Genomic DNA, 22,836 nt, shown 5'->3' on the forward strand with positions numbered 1-22,836 from the left:
CTATCAGCGGTCGCGAATGATCTCATTCGCCGGGGCGTGGGATAGCCGCTCCCGATGGGAGTAGAGCAGGTCAAGCGTCTCGTCGCGGGTCGTCGTGGTGACCGAGAGCTTGGCGAACGCCTGGTGGTAGCCCTCGACGATCACCGCGTCGGTGATCAGCTCGTCCGCTTCGAGCGCGTGCGAGCAGGCGATGTCCGGCTCGAACGCCTCGGGGAAGCGCCACAGGGTGAACGGGCCGGTGCGGGGCACGTAGGCCGGATCCTCCATCGGCACGATGTGCAGCGAGATGTTCGGCCGCTTGGTGTACTCGATCAACTGGTCGAGTTGGTCGAGCATCACCTGCGGGGTGGCGATCGAGCGGAGCAGGACGCCCTCGTCCATGACCGCCCACACGACCGGGCCGCCCGGGCTGCCGATCAGCTTCTGGCGGGCCACCAGGATGTCCACCGCCGCGTCGGCCGTGGTCTGCCGGAACGAGCCCATGTCCATCGCCGCGATGGCCGCCAAGGCGTAGGTCTCCGTCTGCAGCAGCGGCGGGACGAAGTGGGTGTGGTAGGTGCGGATGACCGAGGCCCTCGCGTCGATGGCGCAGGTCGTGGCCAGCCAGACGGGAACCCAGTCGGAGTCGTACCACTCCAGCTCGCGCTCGCCCCGGGCCAGCGACAGAACGTACTCACGGGCCGGCATCGCGGTGACCCCGTAGAGGGTGAGCAGGCGCTCGACGGTGGCCGGGGCGGGGGCGAGCCTGCCCTCCTCGATCGCCTCGACCGCCACGGCACCCCGGCCGAGCGCGGTCTCCACCTTCTCCGGTGACAGCTGCGTGGCCAGGCGGAGGGAGCGGAGCCGCTCGCCGAGCGCCTGACGCATCGGCTCCTCCAGCGGCGCGGCCGCGTCGGGGATCTCCATGGCGGGCTCCGGGTGCTCGGGCAGGCCCTCGGCCTTGCGCGCGAGCTCGATCACCCCCCGCAGCACAGCCATCGACTCCTCGGAGAGCCCGGAGGCGGTCAGGCCGATCCCGCCCGCCCGCAGTTGCAGATCGTCAACCGTGCCGGACTCCACATAATCCTCACCCACCAGCCACCCCACGCTCACCTGGAGGGAAGCGGCCAGCGCCCGGAGCACCTGGAGTGTCGGGTTGGTCTGCTTGCCGGTGCGCAACTGGCTGACGTACGCGCGGGTGATGGGGATGCCGGCCTCGGTGAGGGCGGCAGCGACTTGAGCACCTGTGAAGCTCCGCTTGTTCAGCGCGAGATCCAGCCGCTCAGCGAACTTCGCCACGCGATCCTCCTGCTACCCGTGAACGCTCTTCCGGCGTTGGCCTGGTCGGGCACGCAGCTGCCTGCCCGCTTCAGGTCATTGTCCCCGCATTCAGAGCCTCACGTTATCCGAAAACTGAGAGTTGACACCACATCGTGCCTTTGGCCAGTATCGTACGACACGTGGAAACTGAGACCTGACAGCCGGAGCCTCTTCTTGAGGCCCGACAGGGAGGTGGCAGGACGTGACCGTTGATCACCAGGTCAGTCCCTGGTTCACCAGAAATACGGCTCCACCGGCACACGAGCGGGTGGTCGAGCGCATCTGCGCCCGGGCCGCGCCCGAAGGCACGCCGATTCACGTCACGGATCTGCCCCTGGGCGGCGTCCAGATCTGGATCGACGGCGACGGTGACAGGTGGAGCCTCTACCACCGGATGGCGCACCAGCTCCGGCTCGCCGGCTGGCACACCGAGACGGGCACCGACCGCCTGCTCGTGCTGGGCTGGAGCGCCGACTGCCTGGCACACCGCGTCCGGGTGCTGCACGCCGCCCTGGCGGGGCGGCTGGCGGACTTCGACCTGACGTCCTTCACGGCGGTCTCCATCGCCACCCGGCTGTGCCAGGAAGGGCTGCCGGCCGAGCGGATCGTCCCCGAGGTGGAAGCCCGCATCCGTGAGGAGCTGCGCTGGCCCGGTCGGCTGGCCGACCTCGACGGCCTGCAGCGCACCGCCTCGCTCGAACCGCTGCGGCTCCGGCTGGCGCAGGTCGCCGGACTGGAGGCCACGGTACGGCAGCGCTGCGGCGAGCACCTGTCGCTGGCGGGCCGCGTCGCCACCACGGTCACCGGCGGCCAGGCGCCGCCGAGGATCGGCCTCGCCCGCCTGACCACGGGCCTGTCGGAGCGCATGGTCGCGGCCAGCGTGCCCAACCGCCCGCCCGGCTTCCTCCTGGATTCCCTCCCCGCCATCCCAGCGGACAGCTACGCCGCCACGGCGTGATGATCCGCCCGCTCACCCCGGCCTCCCCACAGCCGGGGCGAACCGGCACCGACAGGAGTGATGATGCGCACTGACGAGGTTCGCGGCCCCTACCGGCCGCCTCACGGCGTCCCGGCAGGCGGGACCCGAGCGGCCGCACGCGAACGGCCGGCGTCGTCGGCGGCCACCGTCAGGTCCGTGCACCGGCTCCGGCCGCACGAACGGCCGCACGTCCGGCCACACGTCCGGCCACACGTCCGGACGCACGAACGGCCGCACGAACGCCGACGCGGGAGGCCGGAATGAGCCGGGGCAGGGTGGGCGTGATGGTGCCGCCCGGCAACCCGTCGGCGGAGCCCGAGCTGACCCGCCTGCTCGGCTCCCGGGCCGACATGCACGTCAGCCGCTTCCCCGTACGGCCCGGCCGGGCGCTGGCCGAGCGGCTGGAGAGCTACAACGAGGCGCTGCCCGCGATGGCCTACTCCTTCGGCGAGCTGCCGCTCGACGCGCTCATCATGGCCTGCGACAGCCCTCGCTACCTGCTCGACCCCGACGAGGACCGCGAAGGCTGCCTGCGGCTGACGGAGGAGTGCGGGGTGCCGTTCGCCTCGGCCACGGTGGCCGTGCTGGAGGCGATCGAGCATCTCGGGCTGGACGAGATCCACCTGATCTCGCCGTACCAGCCGTGGCTCACCGAGCTGGCGGAGCGGTTCTGGAAGGCGGCGGGGCTGCGGATCGCGGGCGTGCTGCCGGTGCGCGCGCAGGGCGGCTACGCGCCGTACGCCATGACTCCCAGCGAGCTCGTCGAGCAGGTCAAGCAGGCCGACCTGCCGGCGGACGCGGTGCTGCTGTTCACCGGCAGCGGCATGGCGACGCTGCCCGCACTCGGCACGCTGGGCGCCGGCAACGACCGGGTCCTGCTCACGTCCAACCTGTGCAGCGCCTGGTGGGCGCTGTCGCGGGCGACGGGCAAGCCGGTCACGCTGAACCGGACGCCGCACCACGCGGCCGCTCACGGGAGAGCCTCATGAACGATCCCCGCACACCCCACCCCCGCACACCCCACCCCCGCACGCCCCACCCCGGCTCGCACCTTGCCGGCTCGCACCACCCCGGCTCGCACGCCGCCGTGGAGTCCGTCTAGCGGGCCTCTCCCTGAGCAGGCCGGGGCGAGGCCGAGCGCGGTTCCCGCGCTGACGTGAGGAGATGTCGATCAGATGTGGCGGACGCTGTCGAACGAGGCGCGCGAGACCATCGGTGAGCTGTGCGACGAGCACGGACGCCACCTCTACGACTACTGCCGCACGGCCCTGGCCGGTTCCGACGCCGAGGCGGCGGTCGCCGACGCGCTGCTGTCGGCGCACGCGCACGCGGACCGGCTGGCGGAGCCACGGCTGACGCGGCCCTGGCTGTACGCGCTCGCCCGCGCCCACCGCGCCGCCATCGCGGCGACCAGGCCGGCCAGCACCGGCTCGTGGTCGCGGCCCGGCGTGGCCCCGGACCTGGTGCCCGAGGGCCTGATGGCCCTCGACGGCCCGCACCGGGAACTACTCGACCTGTCGGTACGGCACGGCCTCACGAACGCGGACATCGCCGTGATCTTCGACGCGGAGACGTTCGAGGTGGCGGCCATCGTCGCCGAGGCGGCTGACACCCTGGAGGAGTGGTTCGCCGCCGTCCGCGCGGCCAGGACCCGTGACGGGTGCCCGCGGCTGTCCACCCGCGTCACGGACTGGACCAAGGCCCCGGGCAGGCGGAACCGCACCCGGATCGCCCGGCACATCCTGTCCTGCTCGGCCTGCCGGGCGGCCCCGAGAACCGTGCGCGCCACCACCCTGCTGCACCGCCTGCCCCTGGCGGCCGTACCCAGCACCCTGCGCGAACAGCCCGCCTGGGGCCGGCCGCTGCCCGGCGACGATCCCCTGTGGCGACCGGACGGATTCCCCCGACAGGCCCGCGGCCTGGTGGAACCCCCTCCGGCGATGATCTCCCTGGTCCCCGGCCCCACGACGGAGACCAGGGAACCCTCCTGGCCGGTGGCGGGCGCGGCCGCCACCGGCCAGGAACCCCCCAGAACCAGCGCCCCCCGCCCCACCGGCACCCACTCGACGGGCACCCGCTCCACGGGAACCGCGTCAGGCGCCACCGCGTCCATCGGCCCCCGTCCCACCGGGACCACACCCAGCGCCACCGCGTCCGGCGGCGGGGGGTCCAGCGGTGGCGGGTTCGGCGGCGGGCCCGCGCAGCCGGTGCCCGCCGGTGCCCCTTCAGGCGCCGCGCCGTCACGGGTGTCGTCCGGCAGCGCCGCGCCGGGGGCGTCGCCCAGCGGCGGTCCGCTGGCCGCCCCCATCGGCAAGGCACCCTTCGGAACGGCGCCCGGCACTCCCCTGAGGCCCGCGACCGGCGACGCCCCTTCAGAGGCACCCGCCAACGGCGTTCACCCAAGAGCAACGATCACCAACGCCTCGCCGACAGCGACGACCACCGCCACCGCCGTTCCTTCAGGCACCAACGGCGGTACGCCGCGCGGCCGGGATCCCGCAACCCTGGCTCAACGCGGCATGGAACCCTTCTCCCCCTCCGGTACGGCCCTCCTGGACGCGACACACCTACCAGCCGAGCGCCACACCCCCGGCCCCACGGTCCCGGATCAGCAGACCCAACGACCCACCGATCGCACGGTCCCAGGCCAGCAGACCCCACGACCCACCGACCTTGTGGAGCCGGACGAAAGGCGCGATCCGCCCACCGCGGGGCTGGGCCGGCTGGTCGCCACGGGTCCGGCTCGTGCCCTTCCGGAGATCCCCTCGCAGCGGCGTACCCCCACCCGGCAGACGGCCGAAGGCCGCTCACCACAGGAGCCGCCCGACCTCGGCCGCAGGCTCCCCAAGGCAGCCGCCTCCAGGGCCGAGGCCCCGGACAGCACCCCGCGCCGAAGCGCCGAGCCAGGAGACAAACTCGTCTTCTCCGGCGAACGCCCTTCCCGCGAGCGTCCCGTACAGGAGTCTGAACGGCCCCAACAGCAGCACCAGGCGAATGCCCGGCCGCCCGAGCCCGTGCGGGACCCCCAGGCGAAGCGCGGGCAGGTGTGGGCCCTCCAACCCCCACGGCTGACCCAAGGTCCCGACCGCCAGAACGTACGAAACCCCGACCAGCCACGTGTACGGCCCGAGCAACTGCGCGTACGGGAACCCGACACCCCGCGCGTCCAAGAGCCCGAACCACCCCACGTACAGAGACCCGACACCCCGCACACGCGAGAACCCGAACAACCGCAGGCCCGGCAACCCCAACGCCTGCGGGCGCGGGAACCCGAGCGGCTCGTCGTCCGGGAGCCCGAACGGCTGCAGGTGCGGGAGCCCCGCAGGTTGCGGGTGCGGGAGCAGGGGGACGAGCAGTGGGAGGAGTTCTGGGAGGGGCGGCCAGACGAGGACGACCCCGAGGCGCGTATCTCCCTGCGCTGGCTGGTCCGGATGGCGCTGGTGATCGGTCTGGTGATGGTGGCCGGAGGTCTCACCTGGTCCGTCTTCCGGAACCAGACGTCGGGGACGGCCGCCTCGGCGACCGGACCGACGGCGCTGGCGCCCGCCCCCTCGGCGTCGGCTCCCCCGGCCCAAGCCACCGACCCCGCCGCCGCCGACCCCACCGCCGACCCCACCGCCGGCTCAGCCACCGAGGCGCCCGCGCCGACCATGCAGCCGACCACCCCTGCCGCCGAGGCGACCGGCCAGGGGTCGCCCACCGGCACGGCCACGGCTGAGGCCACCGATCAGAATTCACCCACGGACACGGCCACGGCTCCCCCACCTCAGGACGAGCAGGCCGAGGCCGGTAAGAAGGCGCTGCCCGCACCACCCGCCCCGGTGGCGCGGCTGTCGCCGGAGTCCGTACAGCTCGGGACGGAACGCACGGGGACGTTCAAGCTGTCGTGCACCGGCGACTGCGAGGTCACCTCGTTCACCGGCTCGAACGGGATCGTGATCTCCGGCAACACCTTCACCGTCCGGGCCCCGGCCGAGCGGCCGGGCTGTTCGGGGCCGCCCATGACGGAATCGGGTGTCGTCACGATCGGCTGGTCCGGCACGGCCACCGGCGACGGCCGCAGCACCGAGGGCGCCACGGCCGGCGACGGCACCCTCACGATGCTCGTCTCCTGGACTGTCACGAGCAACAAAGGCGCCTTCATCCCCGACACGAACGGAGGAGGCTACTGGAGCAACTGCCCTAAGAACGAATGAAACACCCAGGCACCATGCACCAGCCACACGTGAAGGCCTTGGCCGCGATCCGCAGCCAAGGCCTTCACACATCACCTCAGAAGAACGAGAACTCCGGCTTCGGCTCCGGCAGGGTCAGCTCCCGCGGCCCGAGGAACCTGGCCCGGTCCGTCGGCACGTCCGCCAGCGGTGTCCCCAGCACGAACGGCAGGACCACGCTGCTCCTGGACAGGTCCACCGTGACGTTCGCCCCGGTACCGGTCTCGGAGCTGTAGGTCGCGTCGGTGCCCGCGATCACCAGCCCGATCCGGTGGCCCTTCTTGAAGGTGTAGTCGTGCGGCAGCGTCTGCCACTTGACCTGGCCGTACCGTCCCACGGGCAGCGGCGAAGGCTCGCTCAGCGAGTCGCGGTTCTGTACGTCGATCCAGCCACGGGCGACGATCTCCAGCGGCCGGTCCACCACGTTGGTGACGACCTTGCGGTAGCAGGCGTCGTCGGCCGTGGTGCTCTCGCCGTGGCAGTCCTCCTCGGTGAGCGTGGTGATGCCCTGGCCGCGCCGCCAGTCGAGGCGGGTGTCGTCGCCGAAGTCGACGAGCAGGGCGGTGAGGTTGGAGGTGGGTTTGTCGAGTTTGACCCGCAGGTCGGCGATGGGGGTGCCGGACATGCGCAGGCTCAGCGGGAGCTCGCCGGTGGTGAACGCGACCCGGCCGGGCTTGGCCGTGCCCACGTCGGTCACCATGTCGGACTCCGTCAGGGCCACGTCGGCGAACGTCGCGGTGGCGTTCCTGTCCCGCCGCAGGGCGAGCGTGCCGTCCTCGGCGGGCCGCAACGCCACCTTGAACGCGCGCGGGGCCGGCCAGTCGCGCTGCGTCATCCACTGCGTGGGTCCGACCTGCACGTCGGCGCGCGGCTCGCGGTCGACGCCGTTGCGTACGCCGTGCAGCCAGCGGTCGAACCAGCGGTGCAGCGTGTCCACCCACAGGTCCCTGCGGCCCTCGAAGTCGAACGGGTCGACGTGCTGATACTGGCCGACCCAGATCTTGCGGGGGACGTTCCGCTCGGCCAGCGCCTGCCACCAGGTGGAGAAGTTGTCCGGCTTGACGTTCAGGTCGTTGGTGGTGTGGACGACGAAGACGCTCGCCCTGACCTTGGAGACGTCGCCGAGCAGTCCGTCGATGTAGTCGCGCTCGTCCCAGAAGGCGTTGTGGTCGCCGGTGTCGTCGCCGTCCTCGGCGTCCATCCGGTCGCGGACCGCCTGGCACTTGGCCTCGGGGTCGGTGTCGACGTAGTTGGCCAGGAAGGAGGCGTAGTCGTAGTTGTAGATCACGCCGTTCGAGCGCTGGTACTTGTACCAGGAGCTGATCGCCGAGATCGGCACGATGGTCTCCAGGCCGCGCACGCCGGTGGCCGCCACCGCGTTGGCGAGGGTGCCGTCGTACGACTTGCCGATCATCGCGGACTTGCCCGTGGTCCAGTCGGCCACGGCCGGGCTGCCGTCCGCCCGGTACGCCTTGGCCCGGCCGTTCAGCCAGTCGATGACGGCCTTCCCGCCGAGCACGTCGGCCTTGCCGCCGACGTCGGGGCAGCCGTCGGAGCGGGTGGTGCCGAGCATGTCCACATTCAGTACGGCATAGCCGCGCGGTACGAAGAAGTTGTCGTAGAAGAGGGGAAATCTCGTGACATTGTCGGCGGCGTCGTAAACCTTCCGCTCGCTCTCGTTCCCCCGCCCCGAGTTGTCGTAGTAGGGGCTCTCGTCGATGACCACCGGCACCCTGAGGCCCGGACCGGACTCCTTGGGCCTGATGATGTCGACCCGCACCCGGTCGAGCCTGCCGTCGGCGTCACTGTCGACGCTCGACTCGACGTACACATGCTCGCGGACGGCGTCGGCGTAGGAGAAGACCGGCTGCGTACGGCCGTTCTCGATGGTGATCGCGGGTCCGGCGCCCGCATGAACCGGGGTTGCCGTGCCCAGGATCAGGGCGACGGCGATGAGGGCCGGGCGTAATTGTGGCACGCGTGACCTCCGTGACAGTGGCGAAGTACGTGAAACTTCTCAGACATCCGCCACCCTGACAAGATCTGTTCGCGAGTGTCCGAAAGCCGGTCCGGCAGGCCACAGGCCGAACCGGCGTCCTAAGGTGGACATGCTGATCAAAGGAGGCACATGCGGAACGTGGCGCGGACCTCCCTCGTGGACGCCGCCATCCAGCAGCTTCGCGACCAGATCACCAGCGGGGCGTGGCCGGTGGGCACCAAGCTGCCCTCGGAGATCCGGCTGGCGCAGACGCTCGGGATGAGCAGGCTGTCCGTCCGGGAGGCTCTGCGGGTGCTGGTGCACGCCGGGCTGCTGAGCACCCGGCAGGGCGACGGCACTTACGTGACGGCCACCGACGAGTCGCAGGTCGCGCTGCGGCGGCGGCTCGACACGGCGGCGGCCATGGACATCATCGACGTGCGGCGCGGGCTCGACCTGGTCGCCGCCCGACTGGCCGCCGCCAAGCGCGAGGACGACGACCTGGCCGGGATGCGGGCGACCCTGGAGATCAGGGACGCCGCCGCGCGGGCGGGCGACCTGGACGGCTTCGCGGACGCCGACGTCGCCTTCCACCTGAGGGTGGCCGACGCCGCCCACAACCCGCTGCTCAGCGACCTCTACCGGAGCATGAGCGAGGCACTGCGCGACAGCGTGCGGAGCATGGAGCAAGCCGCCCTCGAACCGGACAGCTCCCACCACGACCTGCTCCGCGCCATCGAGGACCACGACGCCGCCGGCGCGGTGACGGTCGCGGTGAGCATCCTGGACAAGCACGAACGCGACCTGTGAGAGCCGCCTCACCCCTTGAAGACGATCGTGTCACCCTGACCTTCCGAGGGCGCGTCCGATGACCTTTCCGTGGGCTCGGACGGGTCAGCCTCACGGCCGCGACGCGCCGACCGTACGGCGAGCAGGGTGAGCAGCGCGCCGCCGACGGCGGCGAGCAGGAGCGCGTACGGCGAGGGTCCCTCACGGTCCGCGACAGGCTCCTGCGCGGCACCGGCCTGAGAGGCGACGACCCGGGGGGAGGCGACCGGCGCAGCGGCGGTGGGCGCGGCGGAGGCCCCGACGAGTGCCTCAGGCTCCCCCTCCCCCTCGGGGAAGCCCGGCGGCCGGACCGCACCCCAGGGGTTCTTCTCCCCGGCCCCGACATTCCGCACCATCTCTGGCGGCACCGGCCTGATCTCGACGCCGCCCGGCACCGTGAGCGTGCCGATCTCGTACGGCGGGAAGATCCCTTGAACACCCTCGATCCGGTACGTCCCTTTCGGCAGGTTCACGGCGGTGGCGTAGTGCCCGGCCTCGGGCAGCGGCGTGCCCTCGAAGGTCATCGGCCGCCCCTTGGCGTCGGTCAGCTTGAGCCCCGTCGTGCCCAGATCGCCCTCGAACGGACGGACCCCGTGCTGGAGCACCCAGAACCCGATCGTGTACGAGGTCCGGGGGGCGAACGCGCCGGGCACCGGGTCCAGGTAGGTCACCGCCCACCCACCGGCCGCCGAAGCAGGCAGCCCGCCGGCGAAGAGCGCGGCGACGGCGGCCAGGATGACCATGAATTTCCTCATGTCGCACCTCCGGCATGGATACACCGGCCAAGCCGCGAAGGTTCCATCCCCCATTGCGTTCCCGGACGATGCACAATCGGGGGGTAGACGGGGATTCGGCGGAGTAGCGAGGAGGGCTCGCGCGGTGTTCGCCACCGGCCGCGAATATCTCACGGGGATGCTCGACGTGCTCGTGTACGAGGGGATGCTGCTCGGGTGGCGGCGTGCCCCGCTGGACGGGTACGTGATCGTCTCGCATGAGGAGGAAGAGGTCACGCTCACCACGGCGCAGGCGCAGCTGTGGATTCAGGGCGCTTTCGGCGCCTACCTGTCATTGGTGGACCAGGGCCGCATCTCCCCCCGCATGCCCAACGGCACCTGACCCCCCGCCCCACCCCGGACGGGCCCTTCAGGACACCGACGTCAAGCGACGTTGCGGGCGCTTCCCAGGATGTGGGTGAGCTTGGGGCTGCCGGCCAGGGGCTGGTGGATGAAGCGTTCCTGCTCCTCGATCACCAGGCCGCCGGCGCTGATCGCCCGAGCCGTCTCGCGGTTGGGGCGGCAGCCGCCGGCGAGCAGCCGCCACAGGGGCGTGATCAGATCCTGCAGGATCCCGCGCACGGGACCGGGCGAGCGTACGTGCTCGAAGAAGCGCAGCTCGCCGCCGGGCCTGAGCACCCGCCGCGCCTCCACGAGCGTCACCCGCTGGTCCGGCACCGAGCAGAGGACGAGGGACATCACCACCGCGTCGAACGAGTCCTCGTCGTACGGCAGCGCGTCGGCATGCCCTGGCACGACCACCACGCGGACCGGCGCGGTGGCGGCGGCCCGCTCGGCGGCGGCGCGCAGCAGATCGTCCGGTTCGACCGCGACGACCTCGGTCACCGTGGCGGGGTAGTGCGGGAAGTTGAGCCCGTTGCCCGCGCCGACCTCCACGACCCGGCCGCTCAAGCCGGCGAGCAGACGTCTCCGCAACTCCGCCGTGGACCTGTCGGCCTCCACGCTCATCCGCTCGTACATGCGGGCGAAGCGCGGATGCTGGTACTTCGACAGGTCCGGCATGAGGCACACCCTAGGTCACACGCCCGGCCCCCGCGCCCGGCGGACGGACGCGGGGGCCAGGCGTGGCGGCCAGACGTGGCGGCCAGGCGTGGCGGCCAGGCGTGGCGGCCAGACGGAGGCCGAGCGCGGGAGACGGGGTGTCAGGAGGCGCTGTTGCTCATGTAGCGGGCGATCTTCCAGCCGCCGTTCGCCTTGCTGAGCACGAAGAACGCCCGCGTCTCGTCGGCGCCCTCACCGCTGGTCGCACGGACGAAGGCCCAGTTGCCCGCGACCGTCGACTCCTCGATGGTGGGCGACCCGCCGCGATCCTCCTGCCCCTCGATGAGGCTGCGCAGCCCTTCGGCGCCCTCGGCGGTCGCCTCGCCGTCCACCGCCGCCACCGCGTCGGGGGTGAAGAGCTTCACGGCCTCGTCGGCGTTCCCGGCGGCCATCGCGCTGTAGAACTCCTCGACGACGGCGCGCGGCTCGGCCATGCCGGCGCCGCCCGTGGGCGACGTGGTGTCGGTGGGCGACGGGGTCATGGTTTCGGTGGGTGTCGGGGTCATGTCGGTGATCGTCGGCGTACCGGTGTCCGTGGACGTGTCGGGCGGTGAGGTCGGCGGGCTGGCCGCGCCCTTCATCGCTTGTCCGGTGCCGCCCGCAGCGCAGCCGGCGGTGAGTAGGGCCGGGACGATCGCGGCCAGCAGGATGCCCCTGCGCAGGAAAGTCATGCTCATGGCCGCTTTGATTCCCGCCCTGATCAAGGGCGAATGCGCACTTTATCCACTTCGCACAGGCCCTTTACCAGCTCTGGCAACGCGCGCGGACTGTACCCACTGGCCCTCTTCACTGTTTTTGGAGAGATCGTTCAGAGCCACGATCGTTGCCCGTTAGAGACCTGATTTCCGGTGCGCCGCCGATACCGTCGTGCCAGTGCCGCAAAATAAGGCGAATCTAAGCATTCCCCCCGAGCCGCTACCGCAGCGTGACGACGCGGAGCGTTGCGACAGCGCCGACGCCGGACGGCGATGCGTTCTTCCAGCGGCCCATCCAGGCGCTCACGTCTACCCGCCTGTGGAGTTGGACCGCCGCTCCTAGCGGCCGTTTCTCCCGCGCCGTAAGGGGCAGCTGGGACGGATGCAGCACGACAGGGATGAGCCGGTCACGGTGACGCCTTACGAGGACGGCCCGCTGCTCCTGCGAGGGCCGTTCGAGCTCCGCACCCCGGACGGGAAGCGGATCGACTGCGGCCGGTCCACCGTGGCGCTGTGCCGGTGTGGCCACTCGTCGGTCAAGCCGTTCTGCGACGGCTCGCACAAGCTGACCGGGTTCCGCGCCACATGCGGGACCGATGGCGGGCCCGAGGGTGAGCCCGGTGGTGAGACGGCGGAGGACGCCTGACGGCGCAGCCTGCGGGTGGAGTGGGCGGCCCGCCGCACCCGGCGGCCCGCGTACGGCACGCCGCCGGTGAGAGCGGCGCCCAGGGCCAGCCAGCTGCACGCGGCGCGCTCCAGGACCCAGACGGGCGCGAACAGTGACCCGGTGGCGGGGAAGACCGCGCGCCCTCCGGCTCTGCGCCGCCCCGCCTCGGCCGTGACCACGGCCAGCCCCGCGCCCGCCGCCACCGCGCCGTAGCGGCGGCGCCGCAGCGCGACGGCCAGCGCGGGCAGCACCGACAGGAACAGCGCCATCCTGGCGGGCTGTGCCAGGTCGTCGTAGGCCTGGCGGACCCGCTGGGACCAGAAGCGCCGGACTTCGCACGGCAGCCGGCGCACGTACAGGTCCGGCGCGGTGACGACGCGACCGCCGTGGGCCCGCACGGTGCGGACCAGCTCCAGGTTCTCGAACAGCACGTCGCCGTCGTAGCCGCCCATCCGCAGGTAGAAGGGCCTGCGGATGCCGAGAGTGCCGGGATGGTCGGCGCCGAGGGCCCGGTTGAGCAGGGTGCGGGCGGTGTCCCAGCGGGCATGCCAGGGCAGCGGGTCGAAGAAGTTCTGGGGGCGCACCAGGTCGGCGCCGGCCAGCAGCCGGTGCATGCCGGTCAGGCCGCGCTCGTCGTAGCGGACGTCGTCGTCGGCGATCACCACCCGGTCGGCGCGGGCCAGGCGCAGGCCGGTGGTGACGCCGATGACCTTGCCGTTGGCGAAGCGCAGGTCGCCGTCGGGACGGGCGTGCGTGACCAGGCCGTGCCAGCGGCGGGCGTGCCGGTCGTAGAGCTCCTCGGGGCTCCCGTCGACGACGATCACGTGGGCGTGCCGGGACAGCCTGCGCAGATAGCCGGTCAGCTCCTCCAGCCCGGCGTCGTCGGACCAGCGCAGCGGCAGCACGTAGTCGAGGTCCATCACTGTCTCGCGACGAGGTCCGCCAGGTCGGGTTCGAGCAGTGAGCTCGCGCCGCACTGCCAACGGTCCATGACATGCTCGGCCCAGAGCCGTTCGAGGGTCAGCGCGCAGGCCGCGCCGTACAAGATGTCGCCGGTGAGTGACGGGAAGGCGGTCGCGAAGCCGCCGCACAGGTCGTTGGCCGCGACCTGCTCGTGCACGGCGTCGGCCTGCACGTGCTCGTCGTAGAAGCGGGCGGTGGCGTCGTCGCCGCCGAGCCGGCGCAGGCCGGCGGCGTAGCGCCGGTTGGGCAGCGAGGAGGTCATCTCCAGCGCGGCCAGGTGGCCGACCAGGGCGCCGCGCAGCCGCCGGTGCAGGCCGAACAGCGACATGGCGTTGGAGATCGCCAGCGTGATGCCGGGCACGTGCCCGAGGTAGGCGCCGTAGGCGTCGTCGAGGCCGAGGCCGCGCATGGTGGTGCGGAACAGCTCGGAGTGCATCCGCTCGCGGCGGCCGCCGCCGTACTCGTCGGCCTGGATCTCCACCAGCGCGGCCTTGGGGCCGCCGTGCAGGCGGGGGATCGCCCACGTGTGCGGGTCGCCCTCCTTGAGCTGGTAGATGGAGCGGTGCACGGCGAACTCGCGGAACTGCTCCAGGTCGGCCGTGCGCTGCAGGAACTGCGCCATCGGCGGCCCCTCGTCGGCGACGGTCAGCGCGGTGAGCGCCCGGCGGACATGCTGGGGCGCCACCGGCTGGGGCCGGGGCACGGCTCGGGCGAGCGCGTCCTCGAAGCCGCGCTCCAGCACGGCGCGGGCCCGCAGCAGCGACGGCTCCCACTCCCAGCGGTCGTCGACCTCCTCGAAGCCCTGATAGTGCAGCTCGTAGCAGGTGAACAGGGCGAGCTGAAGGTCGTCGTCCAGGACCGCGCCCGGCGGGCAGTCGGGCAGCGGGCCGAGCGTGCCCGGCGGGCCGCCGAGGTGGCGGAAGAGCTCGGCGGTGATCGGGCCACGGGCGGCGGGCAGGCGCATCAGGCACTCCAGAGGTAGACCGACACGTGCGCGCGGCTGTCGTCACCGAACGGGCTTCCCGCCCAGTCCGACCAGCGGTGCTCGCGTCGCATCCCGGCCAGCCTGGCCATCAGGTCGAGCTCGGCGGGCCAGGCGTAGCGGTGGTTCGCGGGCAGCATGCGCACCCCTTCGGCGCTCAGCCGCACCCTGGTCGTGCGCATGAGCTGCTCGGCGGGCGACAGCCGGGCCGCCTCGGCGACGACGACCTCCTCGCTCATGGACAGCAGCCGCAGCGCGCTGCCGCCGGCGAAGGCGGTCAGGTCGGGCACCCACGCCTCGACCACGAACCGCCCGCCGGGACGCAGGTGGGCGGCGGCGTTGCGGAAGCAGGCCACCTGGGCGTCCTGCGACGGCAGCGCGTAGACGGTGTTGGTGGAGAGCACCACGAGGGCGAACTCGCCGTCGACCGTGGCCGTGGAGAAGTCGCCGATGGTCACCGGGATCCGCTCCCCGCCCGGCTTGGCGCGCAGCACCTCGACCATGTCGGCCGAGCCGTCGATGCCCGCCACCGTGAGGCCCCGCGCCGCCAGGGGCAGGGCCAGGCGGCCGGTGCCGATGCCGAACTCCAGCACCGGGCCGCCCTCGGCGAGGTCGTACAGCCGTGAGACGGCGTGCTCGGTCGGCAGGTCCCGGACGGTCGCGTCGTAGATGTCCGCGATGCCGCGCCCGTAGGCGGAGGCGTCGAAAGCCGGCACCGTGCACCTCCCCCATCCCCCAGGTTTCAGCAGGTGGATGCCCGGGGGCGGGTCGGCTAAACGCTCAGCGCGACCTGCACGAGCTCGCCGTCCACGCGGACCTGGTAGACCGGCACAGCCACCTCCGGCTCGTCCAGGCAGTGCCCGGTGACCAGGGAGAACACCTGCTTGTGCAGGGGCGAGGCGACGGTCGGCTCGCCCTTCCTGGTGCCGACGATGCCGCGCGAGAGCACGTACGCGCCGCTGAACGGGTCGAGGTTGCCCAGCGCGTGCACGACGCCGTCGTAGGTACGGAACAGGGCCACCTGCCGGCCGTCGACGAGAGCGCACACGCCCCGCTCCGGCTGCAGATTCTGATAGCCGCAGACGCTCACCCAGCTGCTCATGACAGCACCACCGGCTTGATCTGGCCCCGCTCGGTGGCGAAGACGATCGACGGGTCCGGGACGCCCGGCGCGTTGACGAAGCTGACGAACCTGCTGAGCTTGTCCGGATCTTCCAACGTTGCCCTCCATTCATCCACGTAAGTGGCGACGTGCTGGCTCATGTGCGCGTCCAGGTCGGCGCAGATGCCCAGTGAGTCGTCGATGATCACTGAGCGCAGGTAGTCGAGGCCGCCGTCGAGCGACTCCACCCAGGCGGCGGTGCGCTGCAGCCGGTCGGCCGTGCGGATGTAGAACATCAGGAAGCGGTCGATGGTCCTGATCAGCTCCTCGGTGCTCAGGTCACCGGCCAGCAGGTCGGCGTGGCGGGGCTTGAAGCCGCCGTTGCCGCCCACGTACAGGTTCCAGCCCTGCTCGGTGGCGATGATGCCGAAGTCCTTCGACCTGGCTTCGGCGCACTCGCGGGCGCAGCCGGACACGGCCGACTTGAGCTTGTGCGGCGAGCGCAGCCCCCGGTAGCGCAGCTCCAGCTCGATGGCCAGGCCCACGGAGTCCTGCACGCCGTAGCGGCACCAGGTGGATCCGACGCACGACTTCACCGTGCGCAGCGCCTTGCCGTAGGCGTGGCCGGACTCGAACCCGGCGTCCACCAGCCGGCGCCAGATCTCCGGGAGCTGGTCGACGCTGGCGCCGAACAGGTCGATCCGCTGCCCTCCGGTGATCTTGGTGTAGAGACCGAAGTCGCGGGCCACCTCGCCGATGACGATGAGCTTGTCCGGGGTGATCTCGCCGCCGGGGATGCGCGGGACGACGGAGTAGGTGCCGTTCTTCTGGATGTTGGCCAGGAAGCGGTCGTTGGTGTCCTGCAGTGTCGCCATCTCGCCGTCGAGCACGTGCCCGTTGTGCAGGGAGGCGAGGATGGAGGCGACGGCGGGCTTGCAGATGTCGCAGCCCCGGCCGTGCCCGTGCGCGGCGATGAGCTCGGAGAACGTGGTGATGCCGCGCACCCGGACGATGTCGAACAGCTCGGCCCTGGAGTAGGCGAAGTGCTCGCACAGGTTCTTGCTGACCTCGACGCCCGACTTCTCCAGCAGTTGCTTGAGCATCGGCACACAGCTCCCGCAGGTGCTGCCGGCCCGCGTACAGGCCTTGATGCCCGGCACGTCGGTGCAGCCCTGGTCGGCGATGGCCGAGCGGACCGCGCCCGCGCTGACGTTGTTGCAGGAGCAGACCTGCGCGTCGTCCGGCAGGTCGAGCTGCGCGCCGCCGCCGGTGAACAGCAGGTCGGACGGGGCCGCGGGCAGCGGCTTGCCGACGAAGGAGCGCAGTGAGGTGTACGGCGAGGCGTCGCCGACGCAGATGCCGCCGAGCAGCGTCTGGGCGTCGTCGCTGATGAACAGCTTCTTGTAGACGCCGGCCACCGGGTCCATGTAGGTGACGTCGAGCGCCCCCGTCATGGCGCCGAACTGGGCCACCTCGACGCCGAGCAGCTTGAGCTTGGTGGACATGTCGGCGCCCTCGAAGCCGGCCTGGCCGCCCAGGATCCGGTCGGCGGCCACCTCCGCCATCGTGAAGCACGGCCCGACCAGCCCGTAGATCATGCCGCCGGCCAGCGCGCACTCGCCGATGGCGTAGATGTCGGGGTCGGAGGTGCGCATCGCGGAGTCCACCACGATGCCGCCGCGCTCGCCCACCTCCAGCCCGCTCGCCCTGGCCAGCTCGTCGCGCGGCCTGATGCCGGCGGAGAAGACGACCACCTGGGCGTCGATGAGCGTGCCGTCGGGCTTGCGCAGCCCGGCGACCTGCCCCTTGTCGTCGGTGACGATCTCCTGGACGCCCGCGCCCGCATGCACGCTCAGGCCGAGCTCCTCGATGTGCGCCTTCAGCACCGAGCCGCCGCCCTCGTCCACCTGGCGGGGCATCAGCCACGGGCTCATCTCGACGATGTGGGTGCGCAGCCCGAGCGAGCGCAGCGCGTCGGCCGCCTCCAGGCCGAGCAGCCCGCCGCCGACGACGACGCCGTCGGCGGCCTCCTTGGCCGCCATCCTGATCGCGTCGAGGTCGTCGATGGTGCGGTAGACGAAGGCGTGCTCGGCGCCGGGCACCGGCGGCACGAACGGCGCCGACCCGGTGGCCAGCACCAGCACGTCGTACGGCTCCTGCGCGCCGCCTTCGACGGTGACCAGGCGGGCCTGCCGGTCGATGCCGGTGACGCGGCTGTCGAGCCTGACCACCGCTTGCTCCGGCACCGGGTAGGAGAGGTCCTCGACGCTGACGCCGGACAGGTAGGAGGTCAGCGCCACCCGGTCATAGGCCGGGCGGGGCTCCTCCCCGATCACCGTGATACGGCCGTCGAAGCCGCGCTGGAGCAGGGCTTCCACGAGCCGGTGAGCGGCGGGGCCGTACCCGACCACGACGATCTTCTTCATGCGGAGATCCCTTCTTGTTCGCACAACCAGCCGACGATCCCCTCCACGGCGTCACGGCAGGTGCCGCAGCCGGTCGTGGCCCTGGTGGCGGCCGCCACCCCGGCCACGTTCCTGGCGCCCGCTTCCCAGCACGCCCGGATCTGGCCCTTGGTCACGTTGTTGCACTGGCAGACCTTGGCCGCGTCCGGCATCAGCACCGGGCTCTCCGCGACCGGCGCCGCCGCCAGCCCCGGGAACAGCAGCCCAGCGCGGTCCCCCGGCACCGGCCCGCCACGGTCGAAGAGCTGGGTGAGCGTGCCGACGGCGTCGCTGTCGCCCAGCAGGATCGCGCCGACCAACCGGCCGTCGCGGATGACGAGCTTGCGGTAGGTCCCCTTCGCCCGGTGGCTGAAGCGCACCACCTCGGCGTGCTCGTCGGTGAGCTGCGTCTCGCCCATCGCGGCGAGCTCGACGCTGCTCGCCTTGAGCCTGGTCACCAGCCGCGAGCCCCGGTAGCGGGACTTGCCGCCGGTGATCACGTCGGCGGCCACGGCGGCCTGCTCCCAGGCGGGCGCGACCAGCCCGTAGACGGTGCCGTCGTGCTCGGCGCACTCGCCGATGGCGAAGATCGACGGGTCGTCGGTGCGCAGCTCGTCGTCGACGACGACGCCGCGCCGCACCTCCAGGCCCGCGTCGGCGGCCAGGCCGGTCAGCGGGCGGACGCCGCAGGCGAGCACGACCAGGTCGCCGTCGACCAGCTCGCCCCCGGCCAGCCGGACGCCCTCCTCCTCGACGGCCTCGGCCACCACGCCGGTGCGGATGTCCACGCCGAGCCCGGTGAGCGTCTCGCCGAGCACCACCCCGGCCTCGGGGTCGAGCTGGCGCTCCATCAGGTGGCCGGCGAGGTGCAGCAGCGTCACCGGCAGGCCGCGCCCGGCCAGGCCGCGGGCCGCCTCGATGCCGAGCAGGCCGCCGCCGACGACCACCGCGCGGCGGCTGTGCGCGGCGGCCTTGAGGATGCGGTCGCAGTCGTCGAGCGTGCGGAACGGGACGGCCCGTTCGACCCCGGGGATGCGGGGCACGATCGCCTCGCTGCCGGTGGCCAGGACGAGCAGGTCGTACGGCTCACGCCGCCCGTCGGTGGTGTGGACGGCGCGGGACTCCCGGTCGATCCAGGCGACCGCGCTGCCCGGCACCGCCTCCACCCGGTTGGCGCCGTACCAGGACAGCTCGTGCAGCCGGAGCTGCTCGGGCCTGGCCTTGCCGGCGAGCACGTTCGACAGCAGCACCCGGTTGTACGGGTGGCCTTCCTCGGCGCCGAACACGGTGATCGAGATGTGCGGGTCGCGCGCCCGCACCTCGCTGACCAGCCGTGATCCGGCCATGCCGTTTCCTACGACGACGAGCCTCATATGTCCCGCTCCACTCTGACGGCGCAGACCTTGAACTCGGGCATCCGGGAGACGGGGTCGAGCGCCGGGTTGGTGAGGCGGTTCGCCCCCTCCCAGTGGAAGGGCATGAACACGGTGTCGCTCCTGATCGCGTCGCTGATCCTGGCCACGCCCCGGCCCTCGCCGCGCCTGCTCGTCACCAGCACCTGGTCCCCGGCCTCGATCTTCAGCCGCTCGGCCAGATCGGGGTGGAGCTCCACGTACGGTTCCGGCGCGGCCTTGGTGAGGGAGGCGATCCTCCGGGTCTGCGCGCCGCTCTGGTACTGCGCCAGCACGCGACCCGTCGTCAGGTAGACGGGGTAGTCCTCGTCGATCTCCTCCGCCGGGGGCCGGTGCTCGACGGGCACGAAGACGGCGCGGCCGTCGGGGGTGGCGAAGGAGTCGAGGAACGGCCGCGGCGTGCCGGGGTGCTCGGGCTCCGGGCAGGGCCAGAACACGCCGGTCTCGTCGGCGATCCGCTCGTAGGTGATGCCGGAGTAGTCGGCGGCGCCGCCCGCGCTGGCCCGGCGCAGCTCCTCGAAGACCTTGCCGGGCTCGTCGGCGAAGTCGTGGCCGAGCCGGCGCGCCAGTCCGGCGATGACCTCCAGGTCGCTCCGGACGCCCGCCGGCGGCTCGACGGCCTGCCTGCGCAGCAGGACGCGGCCTTCGAGGTTGGTCATCGTGCCGGTCTCCTCCGCCCACTGGGTGACCGGGAACACCACGTCGGCCAGCGCCGCCGTCTCCGACATCACCACGTCGCAGACCACCAGCAGGTCCAGCGCCCTGATCCGGTCGGCCACGTGGGCGGAAGCGGGCGCCGAGACGACCGGGTTGGAGCCGAACACCAGCATGGCGCGCGACCCCTCCGGCGTGCCGAGGGCGTCCAGCAGCTCGTAGGCCGAGCGGCCCGGCCCCGGCAGGTCCTCCGGCGGCACGCCCCACACGGCCGCGACGTGCTCGCGCGCCGCCGGGTCGTCGATCTTGCGGTAGCCGGGGAGCTGGTCGGCCTTCTGCCCGTGCTCCCTGCCGCCCTGGCCGTTGCCCTGCCCGGTGAGGCAGCCGTACCCGGAGCCCTGTCTGCCGGGCAGGCCCAGCGCCAGGGCGAGGTTGACGAACGCGGTCACCGTGTCGGTGCCCTTGGCGTGCTGCTCGGCTCCCCTGCCGGTCAGGACGTACGCGCTGCTCGCCGCCGCGAGGGCGCGCACGGCCTCGCGCATGCGCGGCACCGGCACGCCGGTGATCCGCTCCACCCGCTCGGGCCACCAGGCGGCCAGCGAGGTGCGCACCGCGTCGAAGCCCGAGGTCCGCTCCTCGATGTACGCCTCGTCGACGAGCTCTTCGGCGATGACCAGGTGCAGCAGGCCGAGCGCGAGCGCCAGGTCGGTGCCCGGCGTGGGCTGCAGGTGCAGCCAGGCGAGCTTGGCCGTCGGGGTGCGGCGCGGGTCGATGACGATCAGCCGGGCGCCGTCCAGGTGGCGGACGAACGGCGGCATCGTCTCGGCCGGGTTGCCGCCCGCCAGCAGGATGACGTCGGCCCCGGCCAGGTCGGTGATCGGGAACGGCATGCCGCGGTCCATGCCGAACGCCCGGATCGAGGCGGCCGCGGCCGACGACATGCAGAAGCGGCCGTTGTAGTCGATCTGGCTGGTGCGCAGCGCGACCCTGGCGAACTTGCCGAGCAGGTACGCCTTCTCGTTGGTGAGCCCGCCCCCGCCGAACACGGCCACGGCGTCGGGGCCGTGCTCGGCGGTGATGCCGCTGAGCCGTGCCGCCACGTAGTCGAGCGCCACCTCCCAGGACACCGGCTCGCCGTGCAGGAGCGGGCTGGTCAGTCGCTCGCCGTTGGTCAGCAGCTCGGCCGCCGTCCAGCCCTTCTGGCAGAGCGCCCCGGCCGCGTTGGCCGGGATGTCGGTCCGCGGGGTGATGGTGATCTCGGTGCCCTGGCGGCCGATCGTCATCCCGCACTGCAGGGCGCAGTACGGGCAGTGCGTCTTCACCGGTGCGTTCATCAGACCCTCGCGTAGGCCAGGCTGGGGGCCCGCGAGACGCCGACCGTGCGGGTGTAGCACCACCAGGTCACCCCCACGCAGGCCACGTAGAAGGCGCCGAAGGCGGCGAAGGCGAGAGACGGGCTGCCCGTCGCCGCGAACGACATGCCGAACGCCCGGTTGATCAGGAACCCGCCGAGGGCGCCGACGGCGGAGATGATGCCGATGGCCGCGGACGCCTGCCGCTTGCCGTACAGCAGCGCCGCCTCGTCGCTGCCGCGCTCGGCCACCGCCTTGGCCTGGAAGATCGCCGGGATCATGCGGTAGGTGGACCCGTTGCCGATGCCGGCGGTCAGGAAGAGCAGCTGGAAGGCCAGGAAGAACAGCCAGAAGTTACCCGAGACCGAGCCGAGCCAGACCAGCAGCACCCCGCCGCCCATGGCCGCGAAGTTCCACAGGGTGACCGGCGCGCCGCCGAGCCGGTCGGCCAGCCAGCCGCCGACCGGCCTGATCAGCGATCCGATGAGCGGCCCCGCGAAGGCCACCGCCGCCCACGGCGAGCCGGGGAACAGGCTCTTGCTCAGCAGCGGGAAGGCCGTGGAGTAGCCGATGAACGAGCCGAACGTGCCCACGTACAGGAACGACATGATCCATGTCTGCGCCTTGCCCGCCACCGCCATCTGCTCGCGCGGGCTGGCCTTGGCGCTGGTCAGGTTGTCCATGAAGAACCAGGCGCAGGCGGCGGCCACCACGATGAACGGGATCCAGAACCAGCCGGCCGCGGCCAGCCCGAACGCCCCGATCACCAGCGGGATGACGAACTGCACCGAGCTGACGCCGATGTTGCCGCCCGCGGCGTTCAGCCCGAGCGCCACCCCCTGCTTCTCGCGGGGGTAGAAGTAGGTGATGTTGGCCATGCTGGAGGCGAAGTTGCCGCCGCCGAACCCGGCCAGGGCGGCGATCACCAGGAACATCCAGTACGGCGTCGCGGGGTTGCTCACCGCCACCCCGAGCAGCACCGACGGGATGATCAGCAGCAGCGCGCTGACGACGGTGAAGTTGCGCCCGCCGAACCTGGCGGGGCCGAAGGTGTAGGGCACCCGCAGCACCGAGCCGATCAGGTTCGGCAGCGCGATCAGCCAGAAGAGCTGGTCGGTGGAGAAGGCGTAGGCACCCATCTGGGCGGCCACGATGCTCCACAGCGTCCAGACGGTGAAGCCGAGGTGCTCGGCCAGGATCGAGAAGATCAGGTTCCGACGGGCGACCTTCCGGCCGGTGTGCTGCCAGAAAGCCGCGTCGTCGGGATGCCACTCGGCGATCCAGCGCGCCATCGTTCCTCCTACGCTCGGGTGGCCAGGACTCGAACGTTAGGAAGCCGGAGTTACGCACACCGACGATCCGTGGCTGTGCGGGCGTTACATGTAACTCACCCGCGCAACACGCAATACATATGCGTCACGGCGGAAACATG

Annotated in this window: 18 protein-coding genes; 6 read left to right on the forward strand and 12 right to left on the reverse strand. The window is 72.0% G+C overall.

The features are described from left to right. Positions 1-3: 3 nt before the first annotated feature. The gene (locus tag ACTMTF_RS16400; RefSeq protein WP_441111404.1) at positions 4-1,278 is read right to left on the reverse strand and encodes a Scr1 family TA system antitoxin-like transcriptional regulator; all 1,275 of its coding nucleotides are present in this window, start codon (positions 1,276-1,278) and stop codon (positions 4-6) included. 223 nt (positions 1,279-1,501) lie between these two features. Between ACTMTF_RS16400 and ACTMTF_RS16405 the strand changes: the two genes are divergently transcribed. The 3 genes from ACTMTF_RS16405 to ACTMTF_RS16415 all read left to right on the forward strand — a co-directional run bounded on the left by ACTMTF_RS16405 (position 1,502) and on the right by ACTMTF_RS16415 (position 6,474). Then, complete coding sequence (locus tag ACTMTF_RS16405; protein ID WP_441111405.1) at positions 1,502-2,257, forward strand: hypothetical protein; 756 nt, start codon at positions 1,502-1,504, stop codon at positions 2,255-2,257. Positions 2,258-2,538: 281 nt separating this feature from the next. Next, a complete protein-coding gene (locus ACTMTF_RS16410; protein WP_397002904.1) occupies positions 2,539-3,267 on the forward strand; it encodes a hypothetical protein in 729 nt (242 codons plus the stop codon). A gap of 186 nt (positions 3,268-3,453) precedes the next feature. Continuing rightward, positions 3,454-6,474 carry a hypothetical protein gene (locus ACTMTF_RS16415; protein ID WP_441111406.1) on the forward strand — a complete coding sequence of 1,007 codons (3,021 nt, stop codon included), beginning with the start codon at positions 3,454-3,456 and terminating at the stop codon, positions 6,472-6,474. Between the two features lie 76 nt (positions 6,475-6,550). On the opposite strand, the gene ACTMTF_RS16420 is transcribed toward ACTMTF_RS16415, so the two are convergent. Next, positions 6,551-8,470: a Xaa-Pro dipeptidyl-peptidase gene (locus ACTMTF_RS16420; protein ID WP_441111407.1), complete on the reverse strand. Its 1,920-nt coding sequence runs from the start codon at positions 8,468-8,470 to the stop codon at positions 6,551-6,553. 150 nt (positions 8,471-8,620) lie between these two features. Here ACTMTF_RS16420 and ACTMTF_RS16425 point away from each other — a divergent pair, with 150 nt between their 5' ends. Then, positions 8,621-9,280 (forward strand): FadR/GntR family transcriptional regulator, encoded by a 660-nt coding sequence (locus ACTMTF_RS16425; RefSeq protein WP_441111408.1) that lies wholly within the window; start codon positions 8,621-8,623, stop codon positions 9,278-9,280. Between the two features lie 8 nt (positions 9,281-9,288). Here ACTMTF_RS16425 and ACTMTF_RS16430 read toward each other — a convergent pair whose 3' ends face one another. Beyond that, positions 9,289-10,053 (reverse strand): hypothetical protein, encoded by a 765-nt coding sequence (locus ACTMTF_RS16430; RefSeq protein ID WP_441111409.1) that lies wholly within the window; start codon positions 10,051-10,053, stop codon positions 9,289-9,291. 124 nt (positions 10,054-10,177) lie between these two features. Here ACTMTF_RS16430 and ACTMTF_RS16435 point away from each other — a divergent pair, with 124 nt between their 5' ends. Next, the gene (locus ACTMTF_RS16435) at positions 10,178-10,414 is read left to right on the forward strand and encodes a hypothetical protein (protein WP_397002913.1); all 237 of its coding nucleotides are present in this window, start codon (positions 10,178-10,180) and stop codon (positions 10,412-10,414) included. A gap of 41 nt (positions 10,415-10,455) precedes the next feature. Here ACTMTF_RS16435 and ACTMTF_RS16440 read toward each other — a convergent pair whose 3' ends face one another. Both ACTMTF_RS16440 and ACTMTF_RS16445 read right to left on the reverse strand, forming a co-directional pair. Then, on the reverse strand, positions 10,456-11,094 hold the full coding sequence (locus ACTMTF_RS16440; RefSeq protein ID WP_441111410.1) for a class I SAM-dependent methyltransferase: 639 nt from the start codon (positions 11,092-11,094) through the stop codon (positions 10,456-10,458). A 140-nt stretch (positions 11,095-11,234) separates the two neighbouring features. Then, positions 11,235-11,810, reverse strand: a complete 576-nt coding sequence (locus tag ACTMTF_RS16445) for a YybH family protein (RefSeq protein WP_441111411.1) — start codon at positions 11,808-11,810, stop codon at positions 11,235-11,237. A gap of 400 nt (positions 11,811-12,210) precedes the next feature. On the opposite strand from ACTMTF_RS16445, the gene ACTMTF_RS16450 reads away from it, so the two are divergent. Continuing rightward, a complete protein-coding gene (locus ACTMTF_RS16450) occupies positions 12,211-12,474 on the forward strand; it encodes a CDGSH iron-sulfur domain-containing protein (protein WP_441111412.1) in 264 nt (87 codons plus the stop codon). Between the two features lie 940 nt (positions 12,475-13,414). On the opposite strand, the gene ACTMTF_RS16455 is transcribed toward ACTMTF_RS16450, so the two are convergent. Genes ACTMTF_RS16455 through ACTMTF_RS16485 form a run of 7 tightly spaced genes read right to left on the reverse strand, consistent with a single transcriptional unit; the run spans position 13,415 to position 22,696 of the window. Beyond that, positions 13,415-14,422, reverse strand: coding sequence for an iron-containing redox enzyme family protein (locus tag ACTMTF_RS16455; protein ID WP_441111413.1), 1,008 nt, complete (start codon positions 14,420-14,422; stop codon positions 13,415-13,417). Then, positions 14,422-15,156: a class I SAM-dependent methyltransferase gene (locus tag ACTMTF_RS16460; protein ID WP_441111414.1), complete on the reverse strand. Its 735-nt coding sequence runs from the start codon at positions 15,154-15,156 to the stop codon at positions 14,422-14,424. The genes ACTMTF_RS16455 and ACTMTF_RS16460 overlap by 1 nt, the downstream gene beginning before the upstream one ends. A gap of 56 nt (positions 15,157-15,212) precedes the next feature. Beyond that, on the reverse strand, positions 15,213-15,542 hold the full coding sequence (gene nirD, locus ACTMTF_RS16465; protein ID WP_441111415.1) for a nitrite reductase small subunit NirD: 330 nt from the start codon (positions 15,540-15,542) through the stop codon (positions 15,213-15,215). Further along, entirely contained in the window at positions 15,539-17,968 is a 2,430-nt protein-coding gene (gene nirB, locus ACTMTF_RS16470; protein WP_441111416.1) for a nitrite reductase large subunit NirB, read from the reverse strand. Before nirB ends, nirD begins: the two co-directional genes overlap by 4 nt. Then, on the reverse strand, positions 17,965-19,359 hold the full coding sequence (locus ACTMTF_RS16475; protein ID WP_441111417.1) for an FAD-dependent oxidoreductase: 1,395 nt from the start codon (positions 19,357-19,359) through the stop codon (positions 17,965-17,967). Before ACTMTF_RS16475 ends, nirB begins: the two co-directional genes overlap by 4 nt. Further along, positions 19,356-21,386 (reverse strand): molybdopterin oxidoreductase family protein, encoded by a 2,031-nt coding sequence (locus tag ACTMTF_RS16480; RefSeq protein ID WP_441111418.1) that lies wholly within the window; start codon positions 21,384-21,386, stop codon positions 19,356-19,358. The genes ACTMTF_RS16475 and ACTMTF_RS16480 overlap by 4 nt, the downstream gene beginning before the upstream one ends. Then, positions 21,386-22,696, reverse strand: a complete 1,311-nt coding sequence (locus tag ACTMTF_RS16485; RefSeq protein ID WP_441111419.1) for an MFS transporter — start codon at positions 22,694-22,696, stop codon at positions 21,386-21,388. The genes ACTMTF_RS16480 and ACTMTF_RS16485 overlap by 1 nt, the downstream gene beginning before the upstream one ends. Positions 22,697-22,836: the final 140 nt, after the last annotated feature.

Origin of the sequence: Nonomuraea sp. ZG12 (genome assembly GCF_052068115.1) — a bacterium.
In the GTDB taxonomy this organism is placed as follows: domain Bacteria; phylum Actinomycetota; class Actinomycetes; order Streptosporangiales; family Streptosporangiaceae; genus Nonomuraea.